The 20,587-nt window shown below is 52.6% G+C and carries 25 protein-coding genes and 1 pseudogene; 17 read left to right on the top strand and 9 right to left on the bottom strand.

The features are described from left to right. Positions 1–97: 97 nt before the first annotated feature. Positions 98–667, bottom strand: a complete 570-nt coding sequence (locus tag ACK8NJ_RS03885) for an inovirus Gp2 family protein (RefSeq protein ID WP_000221488.1) — start codon at positions 665–667, stop codon at positions 98–100. A 173-nt stretch (positions 668–840) separates the two neighbouring features. On the opposite strand from ACK8NJ_RS03885, the gene ACK8NJ_RS03880 reads away from it, so the two are divergent. Further along, complete coding sequence (locus ACK8NJ_RS03880; protein ID WP_000236764.1) at positions 841–1,038, top strand: hypothetical protein; 198 nt, start codon at positions 841–843, stop codon at positions 1,036–1,038. 345 nt (positions 1,039–1,383) lie between these two features. Here the strand turns inward: ACK8NJ_RS03880 and hha are convergent, their stop codons facing one another. Then, the gene (gene hha / locus ACK8NJ_RS03875; RefSeq protein WP_000453333.1) at positions 1,384–1,596 is read right to left on the bottom strand and encodes a hemolysin expression modulator Hha; all 213 of its coding nucleotides are present in this window, start codon (positions 1,594–1,596) and stop codon (positions 1,384–1,386) included. Between the two features lie 803 nt (positions 1,597–2,399). On the opposite strand from hha, the gene ACK8NJ_RS03870 reads away from it, so the two are divergent. The 16 genes and pseudogenes from ACK8NJ_RS03870 to ACK8NJ_RS03795 all read left to right on the top strand — a co-directional run bounded on the left by ACK8NJ_RS03870 (position 2,400) and on the right by ACK8NJ_RS03795 (position 15,618). Beyond that, positions 2,400–2,606: a helix-turn-helix transcriptional regulator gene (locus ACK8NJ_RS03870; protein WP_182409988.1), complete on the top strand. Its 207-nt coding sequence runs from the start codon at positions 2,400–2,402 to the stop codon at positions 2,604–2,606. 87 nt (positions 2,607–2,693) lie between these two features. After that, positions 2,694–3,302, top strand: coding sequence for a hypothetical protein (locus ACK8NJ_RS03865; protein ID WP_063103183.1), 609 nt, complete (start codon positions 2,694–2,696; stop codon positions 3,300–3,302). Between the two features lie 289 nt (positions 3,303–3,591). Next, positions 3,592–4,720, top strand: a protein-coding gene (locus ACK8NJ_RS03860) for an IS3 family transposase (protein ID WP_404855449.1) whose coding sequence is annotated in 2 segments (ribosomal slippage) — positions 3,592–3,882 and positions 3,884–4,720 — 1,128 coding nt in all. Because the reading frame shifts where the segments join, the coding sequence is not laid out codon by codon here. Between the two features lie 1,040 nt (positions 4,721–5,760). Continuing rightward, entirely contained in the window at positions 5,761–6,633 is an 873-nt protein-coding gene (locus tag ACK8NJ_RS03855; protein WP_000241624.1) for a hypothetical protein, read from the top strand. 98 nt (positions 6,634–6,731) lie between these two features. Next, positions 6,732–7,604, top strand: coding sequence for a GTPase family protein (locus tag ACK8NJ_RS03850; RefSeq protein ID WP_063103254.1), 873 nt, complete (start codon positions 6,732–6,734; stop codon positions 7,602–7,604). A gap of 372 nt (positions 7,605–7,976) precedes the next feature. After that, a complete protein-coding gene (locus tag ACK8NJ_RS03845; protein ID WP_063103255.1) occupies positions 7,977–10,823 on the top strand; it encodes an Ag43/Cah family autotransporter adhesin in 2,847 nt (948 codons plus the stop codon). Between the two features lie 70 nt (positions 10,824–10,893). Further along, positions 10,894–11,127: a DUF905 family protein gene (locus ACK8NJ_RS03840; RefSeq protein ID WP_074154325.1), complete on the top strand. Its 234-nt coding sequence runs from the start codon at positions 10,894–10,896 to the stop codon at positions 11,125–11,127. 90 nt (positions 11,128–11,217) lie between these two features. Then, positions 11,218–12,036: a DUF932 domain-containing protein gene (locus ACK8NJ_RS03835; RefSeq protein ID WP_063103257.1), complete on the top strand. Its 819-nt coding sequence runs from the start codon at positions 11,218–11,220 to the stop codon at positions 12,034–12,036. A gap of 90 nt (positions 12,037–12,126) precedes the next feature. Further along, complete coding sequence (locus tag ACK8NJ_RS03830) at positions 12,127–12,612, top strand: antirestriction protein (RefSeq protein ID WP_063103258.1); 486 nt, start codon at positions 12,127–12,129, stop codon at positions 12,610–12,612. Between the two features lie 15 nt (positions 12,613–12,627). Then, positions 12,628–13,104, top strand: coding sequence for a JAB domain-containing protein (locus ACK8NJ_RS03825; protein WP_001186726.1), 477 nt, complete (start codon positions 12,628–12,630; stop codon positions 13,102–13,104). Between the two features lie 68 nt (positions 13,105–13,172). Continuing rightward, positions 13,173–13,394, top strand: coding sequence for a DUF987 domain-containing protein (locus tag ACK8NJ_RS03820; protein ID WP_000692300.1), 222 nt, complete (start codon positions 13,173–13,175; stop codon positions 13,392–13,394). 79 nt (positions 13,395–13,473) lie between these two features. After that, positions 13,474–13,848, top strand: coding sequence for a type IV toxin-antitoxin system YeeU family antitoxin (locus tag ACK8NJ_RS03815; RefSeq protein WP_063103260.1), 375 nt, complete (start codon positions 13,474–13,476; stop codon positions 13,846–13,848). 46 nt (positions 13,849–13,894) lie between these two features. After that, on the top strand, positions 13,895–14,272 hold the full coding sequence (locus ACK8NJ_RS03810) for a TA system toxin CbtA family protein (protein ID WP_063103261.1): 378 nt from the start codon (positions 13,895–13,897) through the stop codon (positions 14,270–14,272). Next, positions 14,269–14,445 (top strand): annotated as a pseudogene (locus ACK8NJ_RS03805) (DUF5983 family protein); the annotation flags it as partial. The gene ACK8NJ_RS03810 and the pseudogene ACK8NJ_RS03805, both read left to right, overlap by 4 nt. A gap of 48 nt (positions 14,446–14,493) precedes the next feature. Then, complete coding sequence (locus ACK8NJ_RS03800) at positions 14,494–14,691, top strand: DUF957 domain-containing protein (protein WP_023563519.1); 198 nt, start codon at positions 14,494–14,496, stop codon at positions 14,689–14,691. 84 nt (positions 14,692–14,775) lie between these two features. Beyond that, the gene (locus tag ACK8NJ_RS03795) at positions 14,776–15,618 is read left to right on the top strand and encodes a DUF4942 domain-containing protein (RefSeq protein WP_063103262.1); all 843 of its coding nucleotides are present in this window, start codon (positions 14,776–14,778) and stop codon (positions 15,616–15,618) included. Positions 15,619–15,898: 280 nt separating this feature from the next. Here the strand turns inward: ACK8NJ_RS03795 and yghD are convergent, their stop codons facing one another. From yghD to gspG, 7 genes are read right to left on the bottom strand one after another with little or no spacing between them, the layout of a single operon-like run. Then, positions 15,899–16,435, bottom strand: a complete 537-nt coding sequence (gene yghD / locus ACK8NJ_RS03790) for a GspM family type II secretion system protein YghD (RefSeq protein WP_001559924.1) — start codon at positions 16,433–16,435, stop codon at positions 15,899–15,901. Between the two features lies 1 nt (position 16,436). Next, positions 16,437–17,615, bottom strand: coding sequence for a type II secretion system protein GspL (gene gspL, locus ACK8NJ_RS03785; RefSeq protein WP_001559925.1), 1,179 nt, complete (start codon positions 17,613–17,615; stop codon positions 16,437–16,439). Next, positions 17,612–18,589: a type II secretion system minor pseudopilin GspK gene (gene gspK, locus ACK8NJ_RS03780; protein ID WP_001559926.1), complete on the bottom strand. Its 978-nt coding sequence runs from the start codon at positions 18,587–18,589 to the stop codon at positions 17,612–17,614. The genes gspL and gspK overlap by 4 nt, the downstream gene beginning before the upstream one ends. Next, positions 18,586–19,191, bottom strand: coding sequence for a type II secretion system minor pseudopilin GspJ (gene gspJ, locus ACK8NJ_RS03775; protein ID WP_001559927.1), 606 nt, complete (start codon positions 19,189–19,191; stop codon positions 18,586–18,588). The genes gspK and gspJ overlap by 4 nt, the downstream gene beginning before the upstream one ends. Beyond that, positions 19,188–19,559, bottom strand: a complete 372-nt coding sequence (gene gspI / locus ACK8NJ_RS03770) for a type II secretion system minor pseudopilin GspI (protein WP_001559928.1) — start codon at positions 19,557–19,559, stop codon at positions 19,188–19,190. Before gspI ends, gspJ begins: the two co-directional genes overlap by 4 nt. After that, positions 19,556–20,119 (bottom strand): type II secretion system minor pseudopilin GspH, encoded by a 564-nt coding sequence (gene gspH, locus ACK8NJ_RS03765; protein ID WP_411962136.1) that lies wholly within the window; start codon positions 20,117–20,119, stop codon positions 19,556–19,558. The genes gspI and gspH overlap by 4 nt, the downstream gene beginning before the upstream one ends. Before the next feature lie 3 nt (positions 20,120–20,122). Then, positions 20,123–20,578 (bottom strand): type II secretion system major pseudopilin GspG, encoded by a 456-nt coding sequence (gene gspG, locus ACK8NJ_RS03760; protein ID WP_001087289.1) that lies wholly within the window; start codon positions 20,576–20,578, stop codon positions 20,123–20,125. Positions 20,579–20,587 lie beyond the last annotated feature (9 nt).

The following is a 20,587-nucleotide window of genomic DNA, read 5'->3' as shown; positions in this document are numbered from 1 at the left end:
TGACGTAAAAAACAGTCAGTGGGCGAGTGGATACATCGTTGCCGCCAGACAACAACCCATACTTTTGGTTTGCCGGGTATTGGTGCGCCTGTCGTGTTCAACTCCGGCTACAGCCAAAATTGCGCTCACCGGTACCGTTGACTTTGGTGTACTCTTTCGCGAGATAGTCAGCACGCTTCAGCATATCCCGTAAACCAGCATCATCATCGCGTTCCAGCCACACCGCCGGCCTGACCGGAAAATGCACCAGCGTGGCATAGCATCCGGCATCCACCCCCAGGGCACTGCACCAGGCCTGTTCAATCATTCCGGCCAGTGACCCCGGATCGCGATAATCGCCGGCACGACACCAGGTATCCCGGTTGACCAGCAGCAGGAGGTGATAGTGTTTTTTGCCCCTGAATACCCCGAACTCCCGGGCCCAGGCGTAATGCAGGGTTGTGGGATGCACGCGTTTACCCTCCCGATGCTTACGTTTCTGGTAAGCGTCGATTCGGGCTTTCAGGGCATTGATGAAGCGGGATATCACAGCCGCGTCCGTTGCTGCCGGTACATCCGGGAGATGCAGGTCAACCCGAAGTGCCGTCAGGCGTGGATGAACATTCAGTGCGTGCAGCACCGTCTCACGAATACGTTGCTGCCAGAAGGGATTGTATTTGTAGGTCATGGATAAATCTCCGTATGGTTTCGTTCATACGGAATAACCACGCCGTAAAAAATGCGCAGAGTCCTCCCTGCTCAGGCACTCTGTGATAACCCGACTGTCGTCTCCGGACTGACGGCTGCGTTGTTTTTTTAATGCAAAAAGCCAGTTACGGGGAAGGTTGTGAGGAGGGCGTGATGGTGATACGCAAAACAGTGTGCAGAGATTATGATAACGCCATCCCTCATAATACGGAATGTTTCCCGGACTGCGCGTCAACGCCTCCCTCAGGCTATTACCGAAATACCGATCGTCTGCTCTGTCTACTGACGTTACTGCCTGTGCTGATTCTGGCTGTCGTTTCAGGCGTCAGTTTATTTGTACTGTTGCAGTAGGTTACAGGGGAGGGATTATCCGGAATCAGCGGAGCAAAGCGCCCCGTCGCCTCTGAGCTTGCTGTGCCAGACAGTGACAGTAACGCACCGGCTCCCCAGAAATACGAGAAAACCTCAGCAGAGGTCGGTAATGCCCGAAAATCAGCCCATTACCGCCCACGCCTCCGGACACCATTCCCTTTTGATTTCAAATTCTTTGTTGGCGCTATACCGTTTAACGTTCCCGGTATTATCCTGGTTCCCGACAACAGGAACATATTCAGCTTTTAACAACCTGAGAAAACCCCAAAAGAATCACACAGAGCAGATAACATCTGGCGCAATATCGCTGTGATTACCGAACATTCAGGTGACATATTTCCAGACGGAAGCCGGCACGCGATCGTAAAGTTTGTTCATCGTCAGTTCTGCCAGCCGGTGATCGACCGCAGAGTTGAAAGCTTCCAGCTCCGCAGGGGTAAGTTTATAACGCGTGTGGGAAATCACCTTTTCCAGTGTCTCGCGGGATGAACAACGACGGAACTGATACAGCCAGTCTTCTTTGGTTTTAACTTCCATTAGCCTCCGTTACTTTATGCTGCGGTTAACAGGATGCTGTCAGTATACCGCACACTGATCCCCTTCCTGAACGTGTTACTTCCTGACTTTTAGTTACCGGGCTCCCGACATGTAGTCTTAACGGTACGTTTAGTTATCAAGTCTCTGATGTTATCTCAATAACCGGGGAAACCGGGTAGAGAGCGGGGTAAGGACGAGGGTTTTCTCAGACTCTCACTCACCGGATCAGGCTCAGACAGGAGCATTCATACGCTCAGTTCATGTTTTATACAGGGATGAGTATATGAGGAGCTGACGTGTCACTGCTGATTTTACGTATCAGCGTTCATGTATCTGTACTCTGATGCAGAATGCTTCACAGCGCTCTGTTACCAGAGAGATTTACTCTCTTAGGTTACTCTGGCAACTAACTCCCTTACGTTACTCTCTGATAACTTCTTATATTTATAATACCAATCAGACTGTCTTATCCCCCCGGTAATATCTGTTGCCTTCCCGCCAGCCACAGGCTGATTCACCACAACCACCTCCGAAAACAACTCTGCAATTATCAGAACGCCAGTTTTCCCCTCTTCCTCACGAAAATCATCCCTGTCTTTATCGCGCGCGTGCAGAAGCATCGTTTTGCAACAATCACCCGGCATACCGGCACGGCTCAGCCACCGCAATCCCCCCGTTTATCTCCTGGCGGTCACATTCCTGATTATTTTTTACGTTTCTCCCCGGTTGTTATGCCGGTGAAGGTGGTGCGTTGTTTTCATGACCACACCGGCTGGTTTAACAACATCCGGAGGAACATTCTCATGACCACCACAGTTTCGCTGATGGATGACCAGATGGTCGATATGGCGTTTATCACTCAGCTGACCGGCCTGACCGATAAGTGGTTTTACAAGCTCATCAAGGATGGGGCCTTTCCGGCTCCCATCAAACTCGGCCGCAGCTCCCGCTGGCTGAAAAGTGAAGTGGAAGCCTGGCTGCAGGCGCGTATTGCACAGTCCCGTCCGTAATTTTTAACCACTGACCCTTCGCCCACAGCAGACGCAATCTCCGGCCTGCCGGCGGCGCTCTGCTGCCTGTTATCCCCCGTGAGGAATATGAAAATGAAACCACAGTATCAGACCCGTTACGAGCTACTCCACGAAAGCTACCAGAAATGGCTGACCGGCTTCACCCGGCACGCCGTATCCTGGGGCGTGTGTCATCCGAATATCCACTACTTCCATAATCTGACGCCCGGGTGGGTGTCATTCAATGGTGAAAAACCGAAGATTGCCATCGTACCCCAGAGTCTGCACCGGCTGATTTATGGCCCTGACAAACGGACCACGCCGCCTCTGGATGATGATCTGGTGGTGAACTTATGCACCAGTGAACATCTGCTGGTTCATCATCCGATGCTGGAAGGCATTCTGCTGTCTGAATGTGAACGTCTGAAACATCATTCTCTGGCAAATAAACTGATCAGCCTCTTCCGTCAGTTTGGTGGCACGGAGTTGCGCCTCAAACTGGTCTGGCTTTGCTGGCTTGATTTAATGACCGGAAACAGCCTTGAAGACTGGACAGAGAACCTGAAACGGAAATCAGAAAAAGAGCTGGAGGAATGGATCATCGACCGTCAGAAGCAGAACGCAGCACTGACGGATCTGATGGATCAGTACGTGCTCCTGGCATACCGCACAACGGTTGACGATAACCGTAACTGATGCCGGTTGCTTCCGGAAGGTGCGGCAAAATACGGGAATTATGCTCCCGGCCCCGCCTGCTCACCTGCAGAGCGTGTTCGTCGTCATCATACTGAGCCATGATGAATGGCTTAAGGGCATCCTGTCATTACTGAACTGACATGAACACCACCAGTGGATGAAAGCCACGGACAGGGATGTTCTTTACAGCCAGCTACACGCCACGTTCTCTACGGACTGAATATGCAGGCAGAGGTGAACCGCCCCGGAAATCCTGGAGACTAAACTCCCTGAGAAAGAGGTAAATAGGATGACTAAAAATACACGTTTTTCCCCCGAAGTCCGTCAACGGGCAGTTCGTATGGTTCTGGAAAGTCAGGGCGAATATGACTCACAATGGGCGGCAATTTGTTCCATTACCCCAAAGATTGGCTGTACGCCGGAGACTCTGCGTGTCTGGGTACGCCAGCATGAGCGGGATACCGGAGGCGGTGATGGTGGGCTCACCACCACTGAACGTCAGCGTCTGAAAGAGCTGGAGCGTAAAAATCGTGAACTGCGCCGCAGTAACGATATCCTTCGCCAGACTTCCGCTTATATGCAGTGAACTGCATATTGCCCCGTCAACGTATTACCACTGTCAGCAACAGCGACATCGTCCTGATAAACGCAGTACCCGTGCGCAGCGCGATGACTGGCTGAAGAAAGAGATACTGCGCGTATACGATGAGAATCATCAGGTATACAGTGTACGTAAAGTCTGGCGTCAGTTGTTACGGGAAGGTATCAGAGTGGCCAGGTGCACTGTGGCACGTCTCATGGCGGTTATGGGGCTTGCCGGTGTTCTCCGGGGTAAAAAGGTCCGCACTACCGTCAGCCGGAAAGCCATTACCGCAGGCGACCGCGTAAACCGTCAGTTCGGGGCAGAACGTCCTGACCAGTTGTGGGTGGCTGATTTTACTTACGTCAGCACATGGCAGGGCTTCGTTTATGTGGCGTTCATCATTGATGTGTTCGCCGGATACATCGTGGGATGGCGGGTCTCATCGTCCATGGAAACGACATTCGTGCTGGATGCACTGGAGCAGGCAGTATGGGACCGTCGTCCGTCTGGCACTATCCATCACTGTGATAAAGGTTCTCTGTATGTATCGCTGGCCTACACGCAGCGGCTTAAGGAAGCAGGATTACTGGCATCAACAGGGAGCACAGGCGACTCGTATGACAACGCGATGGCGGAGAGCATCAATGGTCTTTACAAAGCGGAGGTAATACACCGTAATAGCTGGAAAAACCGGACAGAAGTGGAACTGGCCACACTAACGTGGGTGGACTGGTATAACAATCGACGATTGCTGGGAAGGCTGGATCATATCCCTCCGGCAGAAGCAGAAAAAGCTTATTATGCTTCCATCAGAAACGATGATCTGGCAGCCTGAGTTCACAAATAAAACAATCTCCAGGAAACCCGGGGCGGTTCAAATTTCGCAGAGGGCTGGCTTCTGATGCTGACGCTAACGTGCTTTTCCCACCTGCTAACCAGAAAGTAATCTGCCCAGCATAACAGTAACCCCATCAGCTTAAAATCAATAACGCCCTGTAAAACCTGAAGTAACAGTCCGGGAACTCTTATCATGCTAACATATCAGTGTTGTGAAGCAGTCGACAACGAGCTTCAGACGGTACACACGTCAGTTCATGCAGAAATAGCGGCCATATCAGGTCTGGCTGTCAGCGAACCACGCAGCCTGAGTACATTGTTGTAAATTAAAGGACTGGTGATTTTTAAATTTTTTCTTTGCCACCACCGTGAACTAATACCGAAAAAACAGTAGTCTCAGGAAGCGAGTTCTGAAAGTCAGCTTTATTAAAATAAGCTATTAGACCGGGTAAATAATGTCAACGAATGAAATGTTATGATAATTCTGGATACCATATCTGTAAGAGTGATTAATGAGGAAAGTGATGACTTTTAATTATTTTATCTCCGGTAACGTAAAACCAGACTTATCGTAAATGAAATTATGAAGTCCTCTGTTAACGTCATGGAGAGACGCATCAAAATACAGGATACAATGATTCTCACAATGAAACTCATCGTCTCTGGTAAAATTCAGATCAACATTTACCTTAATAACCTGACGCGGGATTAACTGTGTTGTTTAAGGCAAAGGGGGGAGTTGCCCGAAGGCGAAAACGAAAGTAAGTTAATAATAACAGGATGAGAGGAGAAAGCGCTCTTCCCGGAAAATAAAAAGAGCGGTTCACTCCTGTGAATGCACTTCAACCGTCCTGGCAAAGAATGTACTGTTATAAAAAGCTCCCCCTGTCAGCAGAGACAAAAAGATAACATGAGGTACCTCCCACCCCCTTAATTTATACACGTGAAATGAACTGAAATTTATGAGAAAATCATGCTAAAGATGCTTTGATTTTACTTAAAATCACGTGTGATTATCCTGACTGAAGGAGAGATACTATGGTTAAGGTTGTGGAAGATGAAAGAAGCAGAATACGATATCTTGAAAGGCGCTTAAATGAAAATGGGTTTTATTTACCATCAAGCTTGGCCGATAAAGATTATTTATCGTATCAGAAACGGATTTTAAACACTCTTATCTCACAGGGTGTTGACACACTGAAAATAAATAATTTTCTGGCTGAAACAGACCAGCGTTACTTCGATTCCTTACCATCTGAGAATGATCTTAACTGGTATCGTAATGATGCCCGCGCCAGTTTATGGTTGACTTGTGAATTATATGAAATGATTAAGATAAACGGTTATGAAAATACCCTTACCTGTTTATCTCCGGAGTCACTACCTTCTCACCACAGCGTGAGGGTAGATGCCATACGCAGGTGTATTGATAACTGGCCTTTCATTTTATACACACCATCAAATTACCTGAACCAGAAAAGTATTGAATGGACCACACTGCTCGAAAAAGATGATATTTTCAGAGAGGTTAAGGCCAGAAATGTTGATATCTGCTCATGGCTCAAAAAATATATTCAGGAAAAGACGAATATTTCCCTGAACTATGTCTGTGGAGAATCATCTGAAGAGATTATGGCCTGGTGTTATGCCAGTTACTTCACATGGAAAAAAAACAACCAGAATTCACCAGACTCAGTAGAACTGTTTACCCGGAAGTTTAAAAGCGCCTGGGCTACCCAAAAAAACAGAATAAAAAACAGGGTTGATAAAAAGCTGCGCCCCCTGAACGTAAATATTTCACAGGAGGCATATGACAAACTGAGAAAATTATCCATGAACGAGGGTATCTCAAATGATCGGGTTATTGAAAGTGCTCTGGACATGATTTACCGTAGTAAAATTAAAAAATAAAACCATTCAAAATAATTTCAGACAGATATTATCTCCGTGAATCCCCCGCCACCTTTCCGGTGTGCGGGGTCTTGTCTTTTTTCACCGGGAATACATGTATGAATCCGTCTGATGCCATTGAGGCAATTGAAAAACCGCTCTCCTCCCTGCCTTACTCACTTTCCCGTCACATCCAGGAACATCTGCGCAAACTCACCAGTCACGAACCCGTGATTGGCATTATGGGGAAAAGCGGGGCCGGTAAATCCTCACTCTGTAATGCACTGTTTCAGGGGGAGGTCACCCCGGTCAGTGATGTTCACGCCGGCACCCGGGAAGTGCGGCGCTTCCGTCTGAGTGGCCACGGTCACAGCATGGTTATCACTGACCTGCCCGGGGTGGGCGAGAGCCGGGACAGGGATGCAGAGTATGAAGCCCTGTACCGTGACATTCTGCCTGAACTGGACCTGGTACTGTGGCTGATTAAAGCCGATGACCGGGCCCTGTCTGTGGATGAGTATTTCTGGCGACACATCCTGCACCGGGGACATCAGCAGGTGCTGTTTGTGGTGACGCAGGCCGACAAAACGGAGCCCTGCCATGAATGGGATATGGCCGGCATTCAGCCTTCTCCCGCACAGGCACAGAACATTCGCGAAAAAACAGATGCGGTATTCCGGCTGTTCCGGCCCGTACATCCGGTTGTTGCCGTATCGGCCCGCACCAGCTGGGAACTGGATACGCTGGTCAGTGCGCTCATGACAGCGCTTCCCGACCATGCCGCCAGTCCCCTGATGACCCGCCTGCAGGACGAGCTGCGCACGGAATCTGTCCGGGGTCAGGCCCGTGAACAGTTTACCGGTGCGGTGGACCGGATATTTGACACGGCGGAGAACGTCTGTGTTGCCTCTGTTGCACGCACGGTTCTGCGTGCCGTCCGTGACACGGTGGTCTCTGTTGCCCGCGCGGTATGGAACTGGATTTTCTTCTGAACAGTCTGTCAGGGGAAATGCCTGATTACATTGCGTTAACCAACTGAAAACATGACACAAACACCTCATACCCCTCCTGTTTCTCTTGCGTGGCCGCCTTGTTATTAATAGAATAAAACGATCGATAAAACAGGTATCGATCGTTACCATCGATCGTTTATAGTGGTTAATGGTCTGCGAAAAGGCAGCTGAATCTCTTCATCATGCAGAACGGAATTGCACACAACGGACTGATACTTCTCTGGCGGATGAGAGAGGGGAAGCATTTATGCCCGGGAAAAACCACTTTATCTGACCATGCTGTTTTGTACCTGCCGGTATCCACATTTGTGGGTACCGGCTTTTTTATTCACCCTCTGTAAGGAAAAGCTGATGAAACGACATCTGAACACCAGCTACAGGCTGGTATGGAATCACATTACGGGCACCCTGGTGGTGGCCCCCGAACTGGCCCGCTCACGGGGAAAACGCGCCGGTGTGGCGGTTGCGCTGTCTCTTGCTGCTGTCACATCAGTCCCGGCACTGGCTGCTGACACGGTTGTACAGGCGGGAGAAACCGTGAGCGGCGGAGCACTGGAAAATCATGACAACCAGATTGTCTTCGGTACGGCCAACGGAATGACCATCAGTACCGGTCTGGAGTATGGGCCGGATAACGAGGCCAATACCGGCGGGCAATGGATACAAAATGGCGGTATCGCCAACAACACTACTGTCACCGGTGGTGGTCTTCAGAGAGTGAATGCCGGAGGAAGCGTTTCAGACACGGTTATCAGTGCCGGAGGCGGACAGAGCCTTCAGGGGCAGGCAGTGAATACCACTCTGAACGGCGGTGAGCAGTGGGTACATGAAGGCGGGATTGCAACGGGTACCGTCATTAATGAGAAGGGCTGGCAGGCCGTCAAATCCAGCGCAATGGCAACCGACACGGTTGTGAATACCGGCGCGGAAGGGGGACCAGATGCAGAAAATGGTGATACCGGGCAGTTTGTTCGCGGAAATGCCGTACGTACCACTATCAATAAAAATGGTCGTCAGATTGTGGCTGCTGAAGGAACAGCAAATACCACTGTGGTTTATGCCGGCGGCGACCAGACGGTACACGGGCATGCGCTGGATACCACACTGAATGGCGGTTACCAGTATGTGCACAACGGAGGCACAGCCTCTGACACGGTTGTAAACAGTGACGGCTGGCAGATTGTCAAGGAAGGTGGTCTGGCGGATTTCACCACCGTTAACCAGAAAGGCAAACTGCAGGTGAACGCCGGTGGTACAGCCACGAATGTCACCCTGAACCAGGGGGGCGCACTGGTCACCAGTACGGCGGCAACCGTCACCGGCAGCAACCGTCTGGGCAATTTCGCGGTGGAAAACGGTAAGGCTGACGGTGTTGTTCTGGAGTCCGGTGGTCGCCTGGATGTACTGGAGGGCCATTCAGCCTGGAAAACACTGGTGGATGACGGCGGTACCCTGGCAGTGTCTGCCGGTGGTAAGGCGACAAGTGTCACCATAACATCTGGTGGTGCCCTGATTGCAGACAGTGGTGCCACTGTTGAGGGGACCAATGCCAGCGGTAAGTTCAGTATTGATGGCACATCCGGTCAGGCCAGCGGCCTGCTGCTGGAAAATGGCGGCAGCTTTACGGTTAATGCCGGAGGACTGGCCAGCAACACCACTGTCGGACATCGTGGAACACTGACGCTGGCTGCCGGGGGAAGTCTGAGTGGCAGAACACAGCTCAGTAAAGATGCCAGCATGGTACTGAATGGCGATGTGGTCAGTACCGGCGATATTGTTAACGCAGGGGAGATTCGCTTTGATAATCAGACAACACCGGATGCCGCGCTGAGCCGTGCTGTTGCAAAAAGTAACTCCCCGGTAACGTTCCATAAACTGACCACCAATAACCTCACCGGCCAAGGCGGCACCATCAATATGCGTGTTAGCCTTGATGGCAGTAATGCCTCAGACCAGCTGGTAATTAATGGTGGTCAGGCAACCGGCAAAACCTGGCTTGCGTTCACAAATGTCGGAAACAGTAACCTCGGGGTGGCAACCACCGGACAGGGTATCCGGGTTGTGGATGCACAGAATGGTGCCACCACAGAAGAAGGTGCGTTTGCCCTGAGCCGCCCGCTTCAGGCCGGCGCCTTAAACTACACCCTGAACCGTGACAGCGATGAAGACTGGTACCTGCGCAGTGAAAATGCTTATCGTGCTGAAGTCCCCCTGTATACCTCCATATTGACACAGGCAATGGACTATGACCGGATTCTGGCAGGCTCCCGCAGCCATCAGACCGGTGTAAACGGTGAAAATAACAGCGTCCGTCTCAGCATTCAGGGCGGTCATCTCGGTCACGATAACAACGGCGGTATTGCCCGTGGAGCCACGCCGGAAAGCAGCGGCAGCTATGGCTTCGTCCGTCTGGAGAGTGACCTGCTCAGAACAGAGGTTGCCGGTATGTCTCTGACGACAGGGGTATATGGTGCTGCTGGCCATTCTTCCGTTGATGTTAAGGATGATGACGGTTCCCGCGCCGGCACGGTTCGGGATGATGCCGGCAGCCTGGGCGGATACCTGAATCTGACACACACGTCCTCCGGCCTGTGGGCTGACATTGTGGCACAGGGAACCCGCCACAGCATGAAAGCGTCATCGGACAATAACGACTTCCGCGCCCGGGGCTGGGGCTGGCTGGGCTCACTGGAAACCGGTCTGCCCTTCAGTATCACTGACAACCTGATGCTGGAGCCACAACTGCAGTACACCTGGCAGGGGCTCTCCCTGGATGACGGCCAGGATAACGCCGGTTATGTGAAGTTCGGGCATGGCAGTGCACAACATGTGCGTGCCGGCTTCCGTCTGGGCAGCCACAACGATATGACCTTTGGCGAAGGCACCTCATCCCGTGACACTCTGCGCGACAGTGCAAAACACCGTGTGAGTGAACTGCCGGTGAACTGGTGGGTACAGCCTTCTGTTATCCGCACTTTCAGCTCCCGGGGTGACATGAGCATGGGTACAGCCGCCGCCGGCAGTAACATGACGTTCTCACCGTCCCAGAATGGCACGTCACTGGACCTGCAGGCCGGACTGGAAGCCCGTGTCCGGGAAAATATCACCCTGGGCGTTCAGGCCGGTTATGCCCACAGCGTCAGCGGCAGCAGCGCTGAAGGTTATAACGGTCAGGCCACGCTGAATGTGACTTTCTGATAATCAGGTCACTCCCCTTCAGGCCCCGGTCATCATGACCGGGGCTTTTTACTTTCAGGGAGTAACAGATATGCCGGGTTGTACACCACGTTTATTGCCCGAAGGCCCTTTTTCGCGCGAACAGGTGGTTGCTGTTACAACAGTTTGCCGCAATGTGTTTACTGAAGATGACCAGGGAACGCATTTCCGGCGGGTTATCCGTAATGCTGAAGGTCAGTTGCGCTGGCGGTGCTGGAATTTTGAGTCTAACGCCGGAAAACAGCTTAATGTGTGGCTCGCCAGTGAAGGGCTTCTCAGACAATAAACGTCATTCATTTCACCCATCAGGCCGCGCCTTCTCCGGGAGACGCGGCTTTTTCATTTATACCGCTTAATCATTCATAAGGAGCCAATTATGCGATTAGCCAGCCGTTTTGGTTATGCGAACCAGATACGCCGTGACCGCCCCTTAACTCGCGAAGAACTGATGCAGGTCGTCCCCAGCGTATTCGGGGAAAATAAGCACACATCAAGAAGCGAGAACTATACATGGATCCCCACAATCACCGTGCTGGAAAGCCTGCAGCGGGAAGGTTTTCAGCCATTCTTCGCCTGCCAGACCCGTGTGCGCGACCCGGGCCGCCGGGGATACACCAAACACATGCTGCGTCTGCGGCGGGCCGGAGAGATAACCGGACAACATGTCCCTGAAATCATTCTGCTCAACTCCCATGACGGTACCTCCAGTTATCAGATGCTGCCGGGTTACTTCCGCTTCGTCTGCCAGAACGGCTGCGTCTGTGGTCAGTCTCTGGGGGAAGTACGTGTTCCGCACCGGGGAAATGTGGTGGACAGAGTCATTGAAGGGGCTTACGAGGTGGTGGGCGTGTTTGACCGGATAGAGGAGAAGCGTGATGCCATGCAGTCGCTGGTCCTGCCGCCACCGGCACGCCAGGCGCTGGCACAGGCGGCCCTGACTTACCGTTATGGTGACGAACATCAGCCCGTCACCACCGCTGACATTCTTACGCCACGACGCAGGGAGGATTACGGTAAGGACCTGTGGAGCGCATATCAGACCATCCAGGAGAATATGCTGAAAGGCGGAATTTCCGGCCGCAGTGCCAGAGGAAAACGTATCCATACCCGGGCCATTCACAGCATCGACACCGATATTAAGCTCAATCGCGCATTATGGGTGATGGCGGAAACGCTGCTGGAGAACATGCGCTGATACCGTTTACCTGAAAGCGCCGTCCTGACTCACGTCTGTCCCTGCCCCCGAGCCTTCTTCATTCATTTGCTTTTTATAAGGAATAATATCATGACAACCGTTTCACATAATTCCACCACACCTTCTGTTTCCGTAACTACTGCATCAGGGAATAACCAGTCTCAACTGGTTGCCACTCCCGTCCCTGATGAACAGCGCATCAGCTTCTGGCCACAGCACTTTGGCCTCATTCCACAGTGGGTGACCCTGGAGCCCCGTATCTTCGGCTGGATGGACCGTCTGTGTGAAGACTACTGCGGTGGTATCTGGAATCTGTACACACTGAATAACGGAGGGGCATTTATGGCACCCGAACCGGATGACGATGATGACGAAACATGGGTACTGTTCAATGTCATGAACGGTAACCGCGCTGAAATGAGCCCGGAAGCCGCCGGCATTGCTGCCTGTCTGATGACGTACAGTCATCATGCCTGTCGTACGGAGTGTTATGCCATGACGGTCCATTATTACCGGCTGCGGGATTACGCCCTGCAGCATCCGGAATGCAGCGCCATTATGCGCATCATCGACTGAATGGAGAGAAGCACAATGCAACAACTTTCCTTTCTGCCAGGAGAGATGACGCCCGGCGAGCGCAGTCTCATTCTGCGGGCCCTGAAAACCCTGGACCGCCATCTTCATGAACCCGGCGTGGCCTTCACCTCCACCCGTGCGGCACGGGAATGGCTGATTCTGAACATGGCGGGACTGGAGCGTGAAGAGTTCCGGGTACTGTATCTGAATAACCAGAATCAGCTGATTGCCGGTGAAACCCTCTTCACCGGCACCATCAACCGCACGGAAGTCCATCCCCGGGAAGTGATTAAACGCGCCCTGTACCACAATGCCGCTGCCGTGGTGCTGGCGCACAATCACCCGTCCGGTGAAGTCACACCCAGTAAGGCAGACCGCCTTATCACAGAACGTCTGGTACAGGCACTGGGCCTGGTGGATATCCGGGTGCCGGACCATCTGATAGTCGGTGGCAACCAGGTTTTCTCCTTTGCCGAACACGGTCTGCTTTAACCCGTCACCGTCACAACTACATCACACTTGTTTTCACTTTTATCTTCTGTCTTCAGAGGTATCCCATCATGAAAATTATCACCCGTGGTGAAGCCATGCGTATTCACCAACAGCATCCTGCATCCCGTCTTTTTCCGTTCTGTACCGGTAAGTACCGCTGGCACGGCAGCGCTGAAGCGTATACCGGTCGTGAAGTGCAGGATATTCCCGGTGTGCTGGCTGTGTTTGCTGAACGCCGTAAGGACAGTTTTGGCCCGTATGTCCGGCTGATGAGCGTCACCCTGAACTGAGTCTGGAAGGGCATTCAGATGAGCAGAATTATCGCCACCACCGGACCATTCTTAACCGATTTTCTGTGAGGATTTTATCGTGTCAGACACACTCCCCGGGACAATACTTCCCGACGACAATCACGACCGCCTCTGGTGGGGACTGCCCTGCACCGTGACGCCCTGTTTCGGCGCCCGTCTGGTGCAGGAGGGTAACCGCCTGCATTACCTTGCCGACCGCGCCGGTATCAGAGGCCGGTTCAGAGATGCGGATGCGTACCATCTGGACCAGGCCTTTCCGCTGCTGATGAAACAACTGGAGCTCATGCTCACCAGCGGTGAACTGAATCCCCGCCATCAGCATACCGTGACACTGTATGCGAAGGGGCTGGCCTGTGAAGCCGACACCCTCGGCTCCTGTGGTTACGTTTATATGGCTGTTTATCCGACACTGGCACCCGCAACCACCTCATAACCCCGAATATCTCACCTTTAGCACTACCAGTTACAGAGAACTTAAGATGAAAACATTACCTGACACACACGTACGGGAGGCATCGTACTGCCCGTCTCCCGTCACCATCTGGCAGACACTGCTCACCCGACTGCTGGACCAGCATTACGGCCTCACACTGAATGACACACCGTTCGCTGATGAACGTGTGATTGAGCAGCATATTGAGGCAGGCATTTCACTGTGTGATGCGGTGAACTTTCTCGTGGAAAAATACGCGCTGGTGCGTACCGACCAGCCGGGATTCAGCGCCTGTACCCGCTCTCAGTTAATAAACAGCATCGATATCCTCCGGGCTCGCAGGGCGACCGGCCTGATGACCCGCGACAATTACCGAACAGTAAATAACATTACTCTGGGTAAGCATCCGGAGGCGAAACAATGAAACTGGCCCTGACGCTGGAAGCCGACAGCATTAATGCGCAGGCGCTGAACATGGGGCGCATTGTCGTTGACGTCGATGGTATTGAGCTCGCTGAACTGATTAACAAAGTCGCTGAAAACGGTTATTCACTCCGCGTGGTGGATGAACGTGACGCTACCGAAACACCGGCGACTTCTGCCAGCCCTCATCAGTTGCCGGAAGACAATACAGTGATACAGAGCGTGATGCCATTAACCACTGAAACAGCGCTGGATATCCTCATTGCGTGGCTGCAGGACAATATCGACTGCGAATCGGGAATTATCTTTGACAACGATGAGGATAAAACGGATTCGGCAGCACTGTTGCCCTGTATCGAACAGGCCCGGGAGGATGTCCGTACTCTTCGTCATCTGCAGCTTCTGCACCAGAACCGGTAAATATCACTCACCATACTTCATTCCACTGACGTCAACCTGAACAGGGCTGGCGTTTTCGTTTATAAACCAAAAGGGAAACCGATAATGTCAGACATCACAATCTCCCGTCCGGAAGTGGTCACCGGGCATACGGACGTTATCTGCTCAACCAGTATCCGCCACATTCTGGCTGTACGAAAGAGTACACTGCTGCAAATCGACACACTTATCCGGCAACTGGCTGAAATATCAGCAATGACAGAAAGTATTGGCGGTAAAGCCGCCCCGGACTGGGCCATGAAACAGGATTTTCGCTGCGGCTGCTGGCTGATGGAGAAACCGGAAACCGCAATGAAAGCCATCACACGCAATCTCGATCGCGAAATCTGGCGTGACCTGATGCAACGTTCAGGGATGCTTTCCTTAATGGATGCACAGGCCCGTGATACATGGTACCGGTCACTGGAGTACGATAATTTTCCGGAAATCAGTGAAGCGAACATTCTGAGCACATTTGAACAACTACACCAGAATAAGGATGAGGTGTTTGAGCGAGGGGTGATCAACATCTTCAGGGGACTGAGCTGGAATTACAAAACCAATTGCCCCTGCAAATTTGGCAGTAAAATTATCGTCAACAACCTGGTGAGGTGGGACCGGTGGGGGTTTCATCTTATCACCGGGCAACAGACTGACCGACTCGTCGACCTGGAAAGAATGCTACATCTGTTCAGCGGCAAACCGATCCCCGACAACCGGGAAAACATCACTATTCGTCTGGATGGTCATATCCAGTCCGTTCAGGGTAAAGAGCGCTATGAAGACGAGATGTTCATCATTAAATACTTTAAGAAGGGATCTGCACACATCACTTTCAAAAGGCTGGAACTGATTGACAGAATTAACGATATAATAGCCAGGTACTTTCCTTCTGTGCTCTCAGCCTGATCCCGAGTGTGATTCCCTTTCGATATCAAAAGGGACTGCGGGTATAATTGAGGGTACATTTTTAATCAAACCAAACAAATTGTATTAATATCAACATGATAAAAGAAATTTTCGATTCCGAGTCCGGCACCACTAATTCTTAAGAACCCGCCCACAAGGCGGGTTTTTGCTTTTGGATCTGACAATAACCTTCACGAAAAAAATTAGCTTATAAAGTCTGGGGGAATTACTCTCGCCACGTTAACGAGAGTAATTTTATTGATATTAATCTCCTGATACTTTATCCCCGTCCAAACTCCAGCCGCTGCACATTCACCATCCCAGTCTTCTCAGCAGCACTGACATCAATTTGTGTCACCCGCAGCGCATATTTTTCATCCAGTGCGTTTAACCATTTCAGCAGGTCATTAAACACCACAGGTTCTATCCAGACCTGAATATTCTCCCCGCGCTCGGCTATTCGCTTGATGACCACCGAGTGCGCGGAAGCACTGTCACTGATGACCCGCGATACCTGCGCAGGCGTTGTTGTGGCAGATTTTCGCGCTGCAATAATATCCGGCGCGGCGTTCTTCAGTCGGGTGTTCATCGCCACCAACTGCTGCAACATCGTCTCCTGTTGTTCTATCCGTTCGCTCAACGGCTGCCAGAAGAGAACGTAATATCCGGCGCTAAACAGGAACACCACCGCTGCCAGTAACATGCCTTTTTCACGCGGAGAACGCCCCGCCAGGTGTTGTGTCAGCCAGTGTTCGCCACGGCTTAACTGGCGTTCACGCCATTGCTGAAAATAGTGAATAAATTTATCGCGTAACATGTTATTTCCTCCGCAACGTTACGCCGCCGGAAACCACATCACCCTCTTTCTGTAACGCGTCCTGTTGCACAACATAATCTGCCGCCAGTGCGCTACGCAGTTTGTCGAAACTGGCAAAGTTCGCGGCCCGCAACTGAAGGTGGAGCGTCTGGCGTTTTTGATCAAAGGTGAAACCACGCATTTCGATGTCGGAAAGTGATGCTGATTTCAGGGTGCTGGCTATCGCTGACAATTCTGCGAGCAGCCGGGTATCGTCGGCCTGTGGGCGATATTTTTTCAGCGCCATCGTCACCTGAGAGCGTAAATTCACAATCCTTTTTTGTTCCGGGAACAGCGTTAAGAACTGTTTCTCCGCCTGGGCGCGGCTTTGCGCCACCTGTTCGCTGACACTCCATAACGTCACGCCCCGTTCCACTGCCAGCGCAACCAGAATCAGCAATATCGGCAGAATCATCACCCGCCAGCGCGCCCACTGTTTTCGGTAGCTGACGCGGGGCTGCCACGGCCCTGTTAGCAGGTTCCCTTCCGGTTCGCCATAAGTGGTAATGGCGGGCAGAGCCGTAACGGTCAGACGTTCAGCGTCTGGGCCAGCCCATGCAGATAGCTCTTCCGGCGCGATTCCGACTACGGTCAGCGAAATCGGTGACGCCTGCTCATTGAGCTGGGCGCGGAACATGACCGGGGCCAGCGTCCGCCCGGCGCTCCATCCCCGGCATTCATCGATGCGGCAGATAACCCGTTGCGCATCGCCAGCCATAAACCCACAAGGAATGGACATCCAGTCCGGCGCGACGGTAGCGCGGGTGATGCCGTTTGCCTGCAACCACTGCGCAATGTTGCGCATATGCTGCTGGTGAATCACAGCTACGGTTGCCAGTTGCTGGTCGACTTTCAACGGGGCGAAATGCAGTTCATCGATATCCTGGTTCAGCTCTTCTTCCAGCAAGGCGGGCAGAATAGTCGGTATCTGCTTGCGGGCGACATCAGGCAGTTCAACCTGCCAGACGCTGATCCATTCGCCGGGAATGTAGAGTCGAATCGCATCAGTTTGCAGCCATTGCTGGAGCTGTTCGTTGTCAACGTCAGACCAGATGCCGTGCTCCACGTCGGTGGTACGGTGCTGCCAACGGATGGGATCGGAGGCGCAAAGCGGGATAAAAATCTCAAGCATGGAACTCACTCACTTTCTCCTGTCTGATGCCAGAGAACAGAAAAGTGTTGTGGGCCCATGCGGACAATTAACGAATTCATCGTCAGTTCAATCTCATTCACGGTGATATCTGAACGCAGCCAGAAGTAATTGCTGTCCACGCTCAGGACGGTTTTTAGCTGTTTTTTAGTACGCTCATCGACGTCTGCGAGTAGCGGCTGTGCAAGAAACTGATCGACATCTTCCCAGCCCTTCGCCGGACGTTGTTGTAATAACGCCCGCGCCTGTACAGGGCTTAACCACGGGTCAAACAGCGCCTCAAGAATCTCGCTTTGCGTGACATCCAGGGTGTTGATGTTGATTTGCTGGCGGGTCATCGGCAGCGCACAGACCAGCGGTTTCAGTTTTTGATAAAGTCCGGCGTCCATTCCCTGCACCATGCGCATCTCGCTGATATCAGCCAGCGGTTGATTAGCGGCGTAAAACGGCACCGAACGGGCGAGATACTCGCTGTCTTCACGGCCCAGACGCGTCTGCACGCTGCGGTCTTCGTCAATAAACTCCCACAGGCTTTCAGCAATTAATTCGGCCCGATAAGCAGGCACATCCAGGCGCGTGATCAGGGCAATCAGTTGTTGTACCGCGAGCGGACGCGACGCTGTCGTCGGCTGAGCGAGGGCATTCAGGTTAAAGCAGGCCTGTGCGTCACGCAGAGTAACGGCGATTTGCCCCTGCGGCAGTGGGAAAAAACGAGGGCCGGAAGCCCACGGCTGCGCCAGATGCACGCGCTTTTCATTTTTCAGGCTCAGACTGAGTGCGCTCAACGCCAGGCTTTCCGCACTGGCGCTGTACCACAGCGCCTGCTGGTACTCCTGCTGGCTGCGCGTTCGCCCAAGTTGTTGCTGCATTCGCCCGGAAAGCGTGATGGTCACCAGCATCATAACCGTCAGCAATACCAGCACCACGACCAGTGCCATTCCGCGTTTTGGTGGTGAGGTGATCATGATAATTGCGGCCCGCGTAACAACCAGATGCGTTCAATCTCGCCCCATTGTGGCGAATGCAGGGTCATGCGCACCGCCACTGGGATTGCCTGCACTGATGACCAGCTCTCCTGCCAGCGCGTACCATCATAGAACTGCAAACGGAGCGAATCGGCCGGAATCAACTTTTGCATTGTCGGCTTCACGCTGCCTGCGGCATCGGTCAGCGGCCAGGCTAACCGTTCGAGATAACCGTCATGAATGCGGTAACCGACGGTGAGCAGATTACTGCGCGGCAGACGCATCAACGGATTAACCACGCCGCCGCGCACAAAGCGCATCCCTTCACTCTCAGACGCCAGCACGCCAGCGCCAGCCAGTAACGCTGGTTCACGCTGGCCCTGATCGCCTCTTACCGGACGCGGCATCATTTGTGTCAGATCGTGGGTCAGAAAACTCATCGTTTGCTGCATGAGGTTTAGTTTTTGATCGTGTCCGGCGACGGCGCTATTCACACGTGTGACGCCGTTAGTCACCTGCTGCGCCATCAGTGCCAGCGAGGCAAAAATGGCAATTGCCACCAGCATTTCCAGTAACGTGAAACCAGCGCAAGTCCTTCTCACTGTTGGCCTCCCACGGCGCTAAACCAGGCGCGTCGTGACTGAATCACTGGCGAAAAGTCGTCATGAAGACTGACTTCAATATCCACCGCCTGGAGCAGCGCGTTACCTGTATTCAGCGGTATGGTGCGCCAGTACCAGCGGTTTCCAGCCATATCGCTCTCGCCCTGGTGCCTGACCGCCCGTTGTTCACGGGTCATCAGGTAGAGCAGCACGGTCTGGTTTTCAGCTACCCAGCCCGCTACTGTTTTTTCCTCAAGAACGTGCTGATTACTCAGCGCACCGCTGGCAATCTGTAACACTGCCGTGGCAGCCAGCGCAAAAATCGCCAGCGCGAGCATCACTTCCAGCAAGGTAAATCCGCGCTTCATCGCATCCTCTCATCACATTGATTGAGGGATAACGCGCCATCGTGCGCCAGTTTTACCGCCCAACATGCGTTTTGCGCCGCCGAGTAGAAGCGCAGCGTAAACGGCGTGGCGGGTTCAAAAGGCGAAAAACGGATCTGCGGCGTCTTCTTTTTCGCCTCTTTTTGCAGCTCCAGTTCAATATCGTGCAGCGTCAGGCGACGACGCTGCAGTTCCAGCGCATACTCCTTCTGCCAGATATCACTGCCGGGTTGTAACAGCATCTGCACCTGTTTTGGCACCGTAACCTGTGCCGATAAGCGGGTCGCAGAAACGGGCAGCCACTGCCCATGGCGACGCTGCATAAACTGATAGCCAGGCGGGTCGATTAGCACACCGAGTGTTTGCCCGTCGATCACTGCCCTGTCCTTAAACTGCGCAAAGCGAGTCAGAAAATCCTGCGCCGCTTTTTTCGCGGGCGATTCAGAATCGGTCGCAAACGTCTGTACCACGCCCGCACTGGCAAGGCCGATAAGGAAAATCACCAGCATGATTTCCAGAAGAGTGAATCCGCGTTCAGGCACTGATTACTGAAACTCCTGCAAATTCCAGTTACCGATATCTGCGCCAGCGCCTTCCCCGTTTTCCTGACCATCTGCCCCCAGGGTATAAACATCAAACAGCCCTTTTTCACCCGGGCTGAGATACTGATAATCATTGCCCCACGGATCCTTTGGCAGTCGTTTAATGTATCCACCGGTACGGTAGTTGCGGGCGTCCGCCATATTGGCTGGTTGCTGGATCAACGCCTCCAGTCCCTGTTCGGTGGTCGGATAACGCCCGTTATCCAGTCGGTACATATCCAGCGCATTCTCCAGCGCCACGATATCGCTGATGGCTTTTTGCCGATCGGCTTTCTCTTTGTTGCCCAACAGGTTAGGCACCACCAGACTTGCCAGGACGCCAAGAATAACAATCACCACCATCACTTCCAGCAGGGTAAAACCTGCCCGTGGTTTTTGTGTGCGGGATAACGAATTCATGTGATAACT

Origin of the sequence: Escherichia sp. F1 (assembly GCF_046764225.1) — a bacterium.
Taxonomy (GTDB): Bacteria; Pseudomonadota; Gammaproteobacteria; order Enterobacterales; family Enterobacteriaceae; genus Escherichia; species Escherichia coli.
Note: the sequence above shows the minus strand (reverse complement) of the source record. Positions and strands in the feature narration are given on the sequence as shown.

Coding starts and splice junctions, on each gene's coding strand:
- ACK8NJ_RS03880 (WP_000236764.1), top strand. CDS start 841: ATGGTGATACGCAAAACAGTGTGCAGAGATTATGATAACGCCATCCCT.
- ACK8NJ_RS03845 (WP_063103255.1), top strand. CDS start 7,977: ATGAAACGACATCTGAACACCAGCTACAGGCTGGTATGGAATCACATT.
- gspG (WP_001087289.1), bottom strand. CDS start 20,578: ATGAATTCGTTATCCCGCACACAAAAACCACGGGCAGGTTTTACCCTG.
- gspK (WP_001559926.1), bottom strand. CDS start 18,589: ATGATCACCTCACCACCAAAACGCGGAATGGCACTGGTCGTGGTGCTG.
- yghD (WP_001559924.1), bottom strand. CDS start 16,435: ATGTTACGCGATAAATTTATTCACTATTTTCAGCAATGGCGTGAACGC.
- ACK8NJ_RS03830 (WP_063103258.1), top strand. CDS start 12,127: ATGACAACCGTTTCACATAATTCCACCACACCTTCTGTTTCCGTAACT.
- ACK8NJ_RS03865 (WP_063103183.1), top strand. CDS start 2,694: ATGAAAATGAAACCACAGTATCAGACCCGTTACGAGCTACTCCACGAA.
- gspI (WP_001559928.1), bottom strand. CDS start 19,559: ATGAAGCGCGGATTTACCTTGCTGGAAGTGATGCTCGCGCTGGCGATT.
- ACK8NJ_RS03855 (WP_000241624.1), top strand. CDS start 5,761: ATGGTTAAGGTTGTGGAAGATGAAAGAAGCAGAATACGATATCTTGAA.
- hha (WP_000453333.1), bottom strand. CDS start 1,596: ATGGAAGTTAAAACCAAAGAAGACTGGCTGTATCAGTTCCGTCGTTGT.
- ACK8NJ_RS03885 (WP_000221488.1), bottom strand. CDS start 667: ATGACCTACAAATACAATCCCTTCTGGCAGCAACGTATTCGTGAGACG.
- ACK8NJ_RS03825 (WP_001186726.1), top strand. CDS start 12,628: ATGCAACAACTTTCCTTTCTGCCAGGAGAGATGACGCCCGGCGAGCGC.
- ACK8NJ_RS03820 (WP_000692300.1), top strand. CDS start 13,173: ATGAAAATTATCACCCGTGGTGAAGCCATGCGTATTCACCAACAGCAT.
- ACK8NJ_RS03795 (WP_063103262.1), top strand. CDS start 14,776: ATGTCAGACATCACAATCTCCCGTCCGGAAGTGGTCACCGGGCATACG.
- ACK8NJ_RS03835 (WP_063103257.1), top strand. CDS start 11,218: ATGCGATTAGCCAGCCGTTTTGGTTATGCGAACCAGATACGCCGTGAC.
- ACK8NJ_RS03840 (WP_074154325.1), top strand. CDS start 10,894: ATGCCGGGTTGTACACCACGTTTATTGCCCGAAGGCCCTTTTTCGCGC.
- ACK8NJ_RS03850 (WP_063103254.1), top strand. CDS start 6,732: ATGAATCCGTCTGATGCCATTGAGGCAATTGAAAAACCGCTCTCCTCC.
- ACK8NJ_RS03810 (WP_063103261.1), top strand. CDS start 13,895: ATGAAAACATTACCTGACACACACGTACGGGAGGCATCGTACTGCCCG.
- ACK8NJ_RS03870 (WP_182409988.1), top strand. CDS start 2,400: ATGACCACCACAGTTTCGCTGATGGATGACCAGATGGTCGATATGGCG.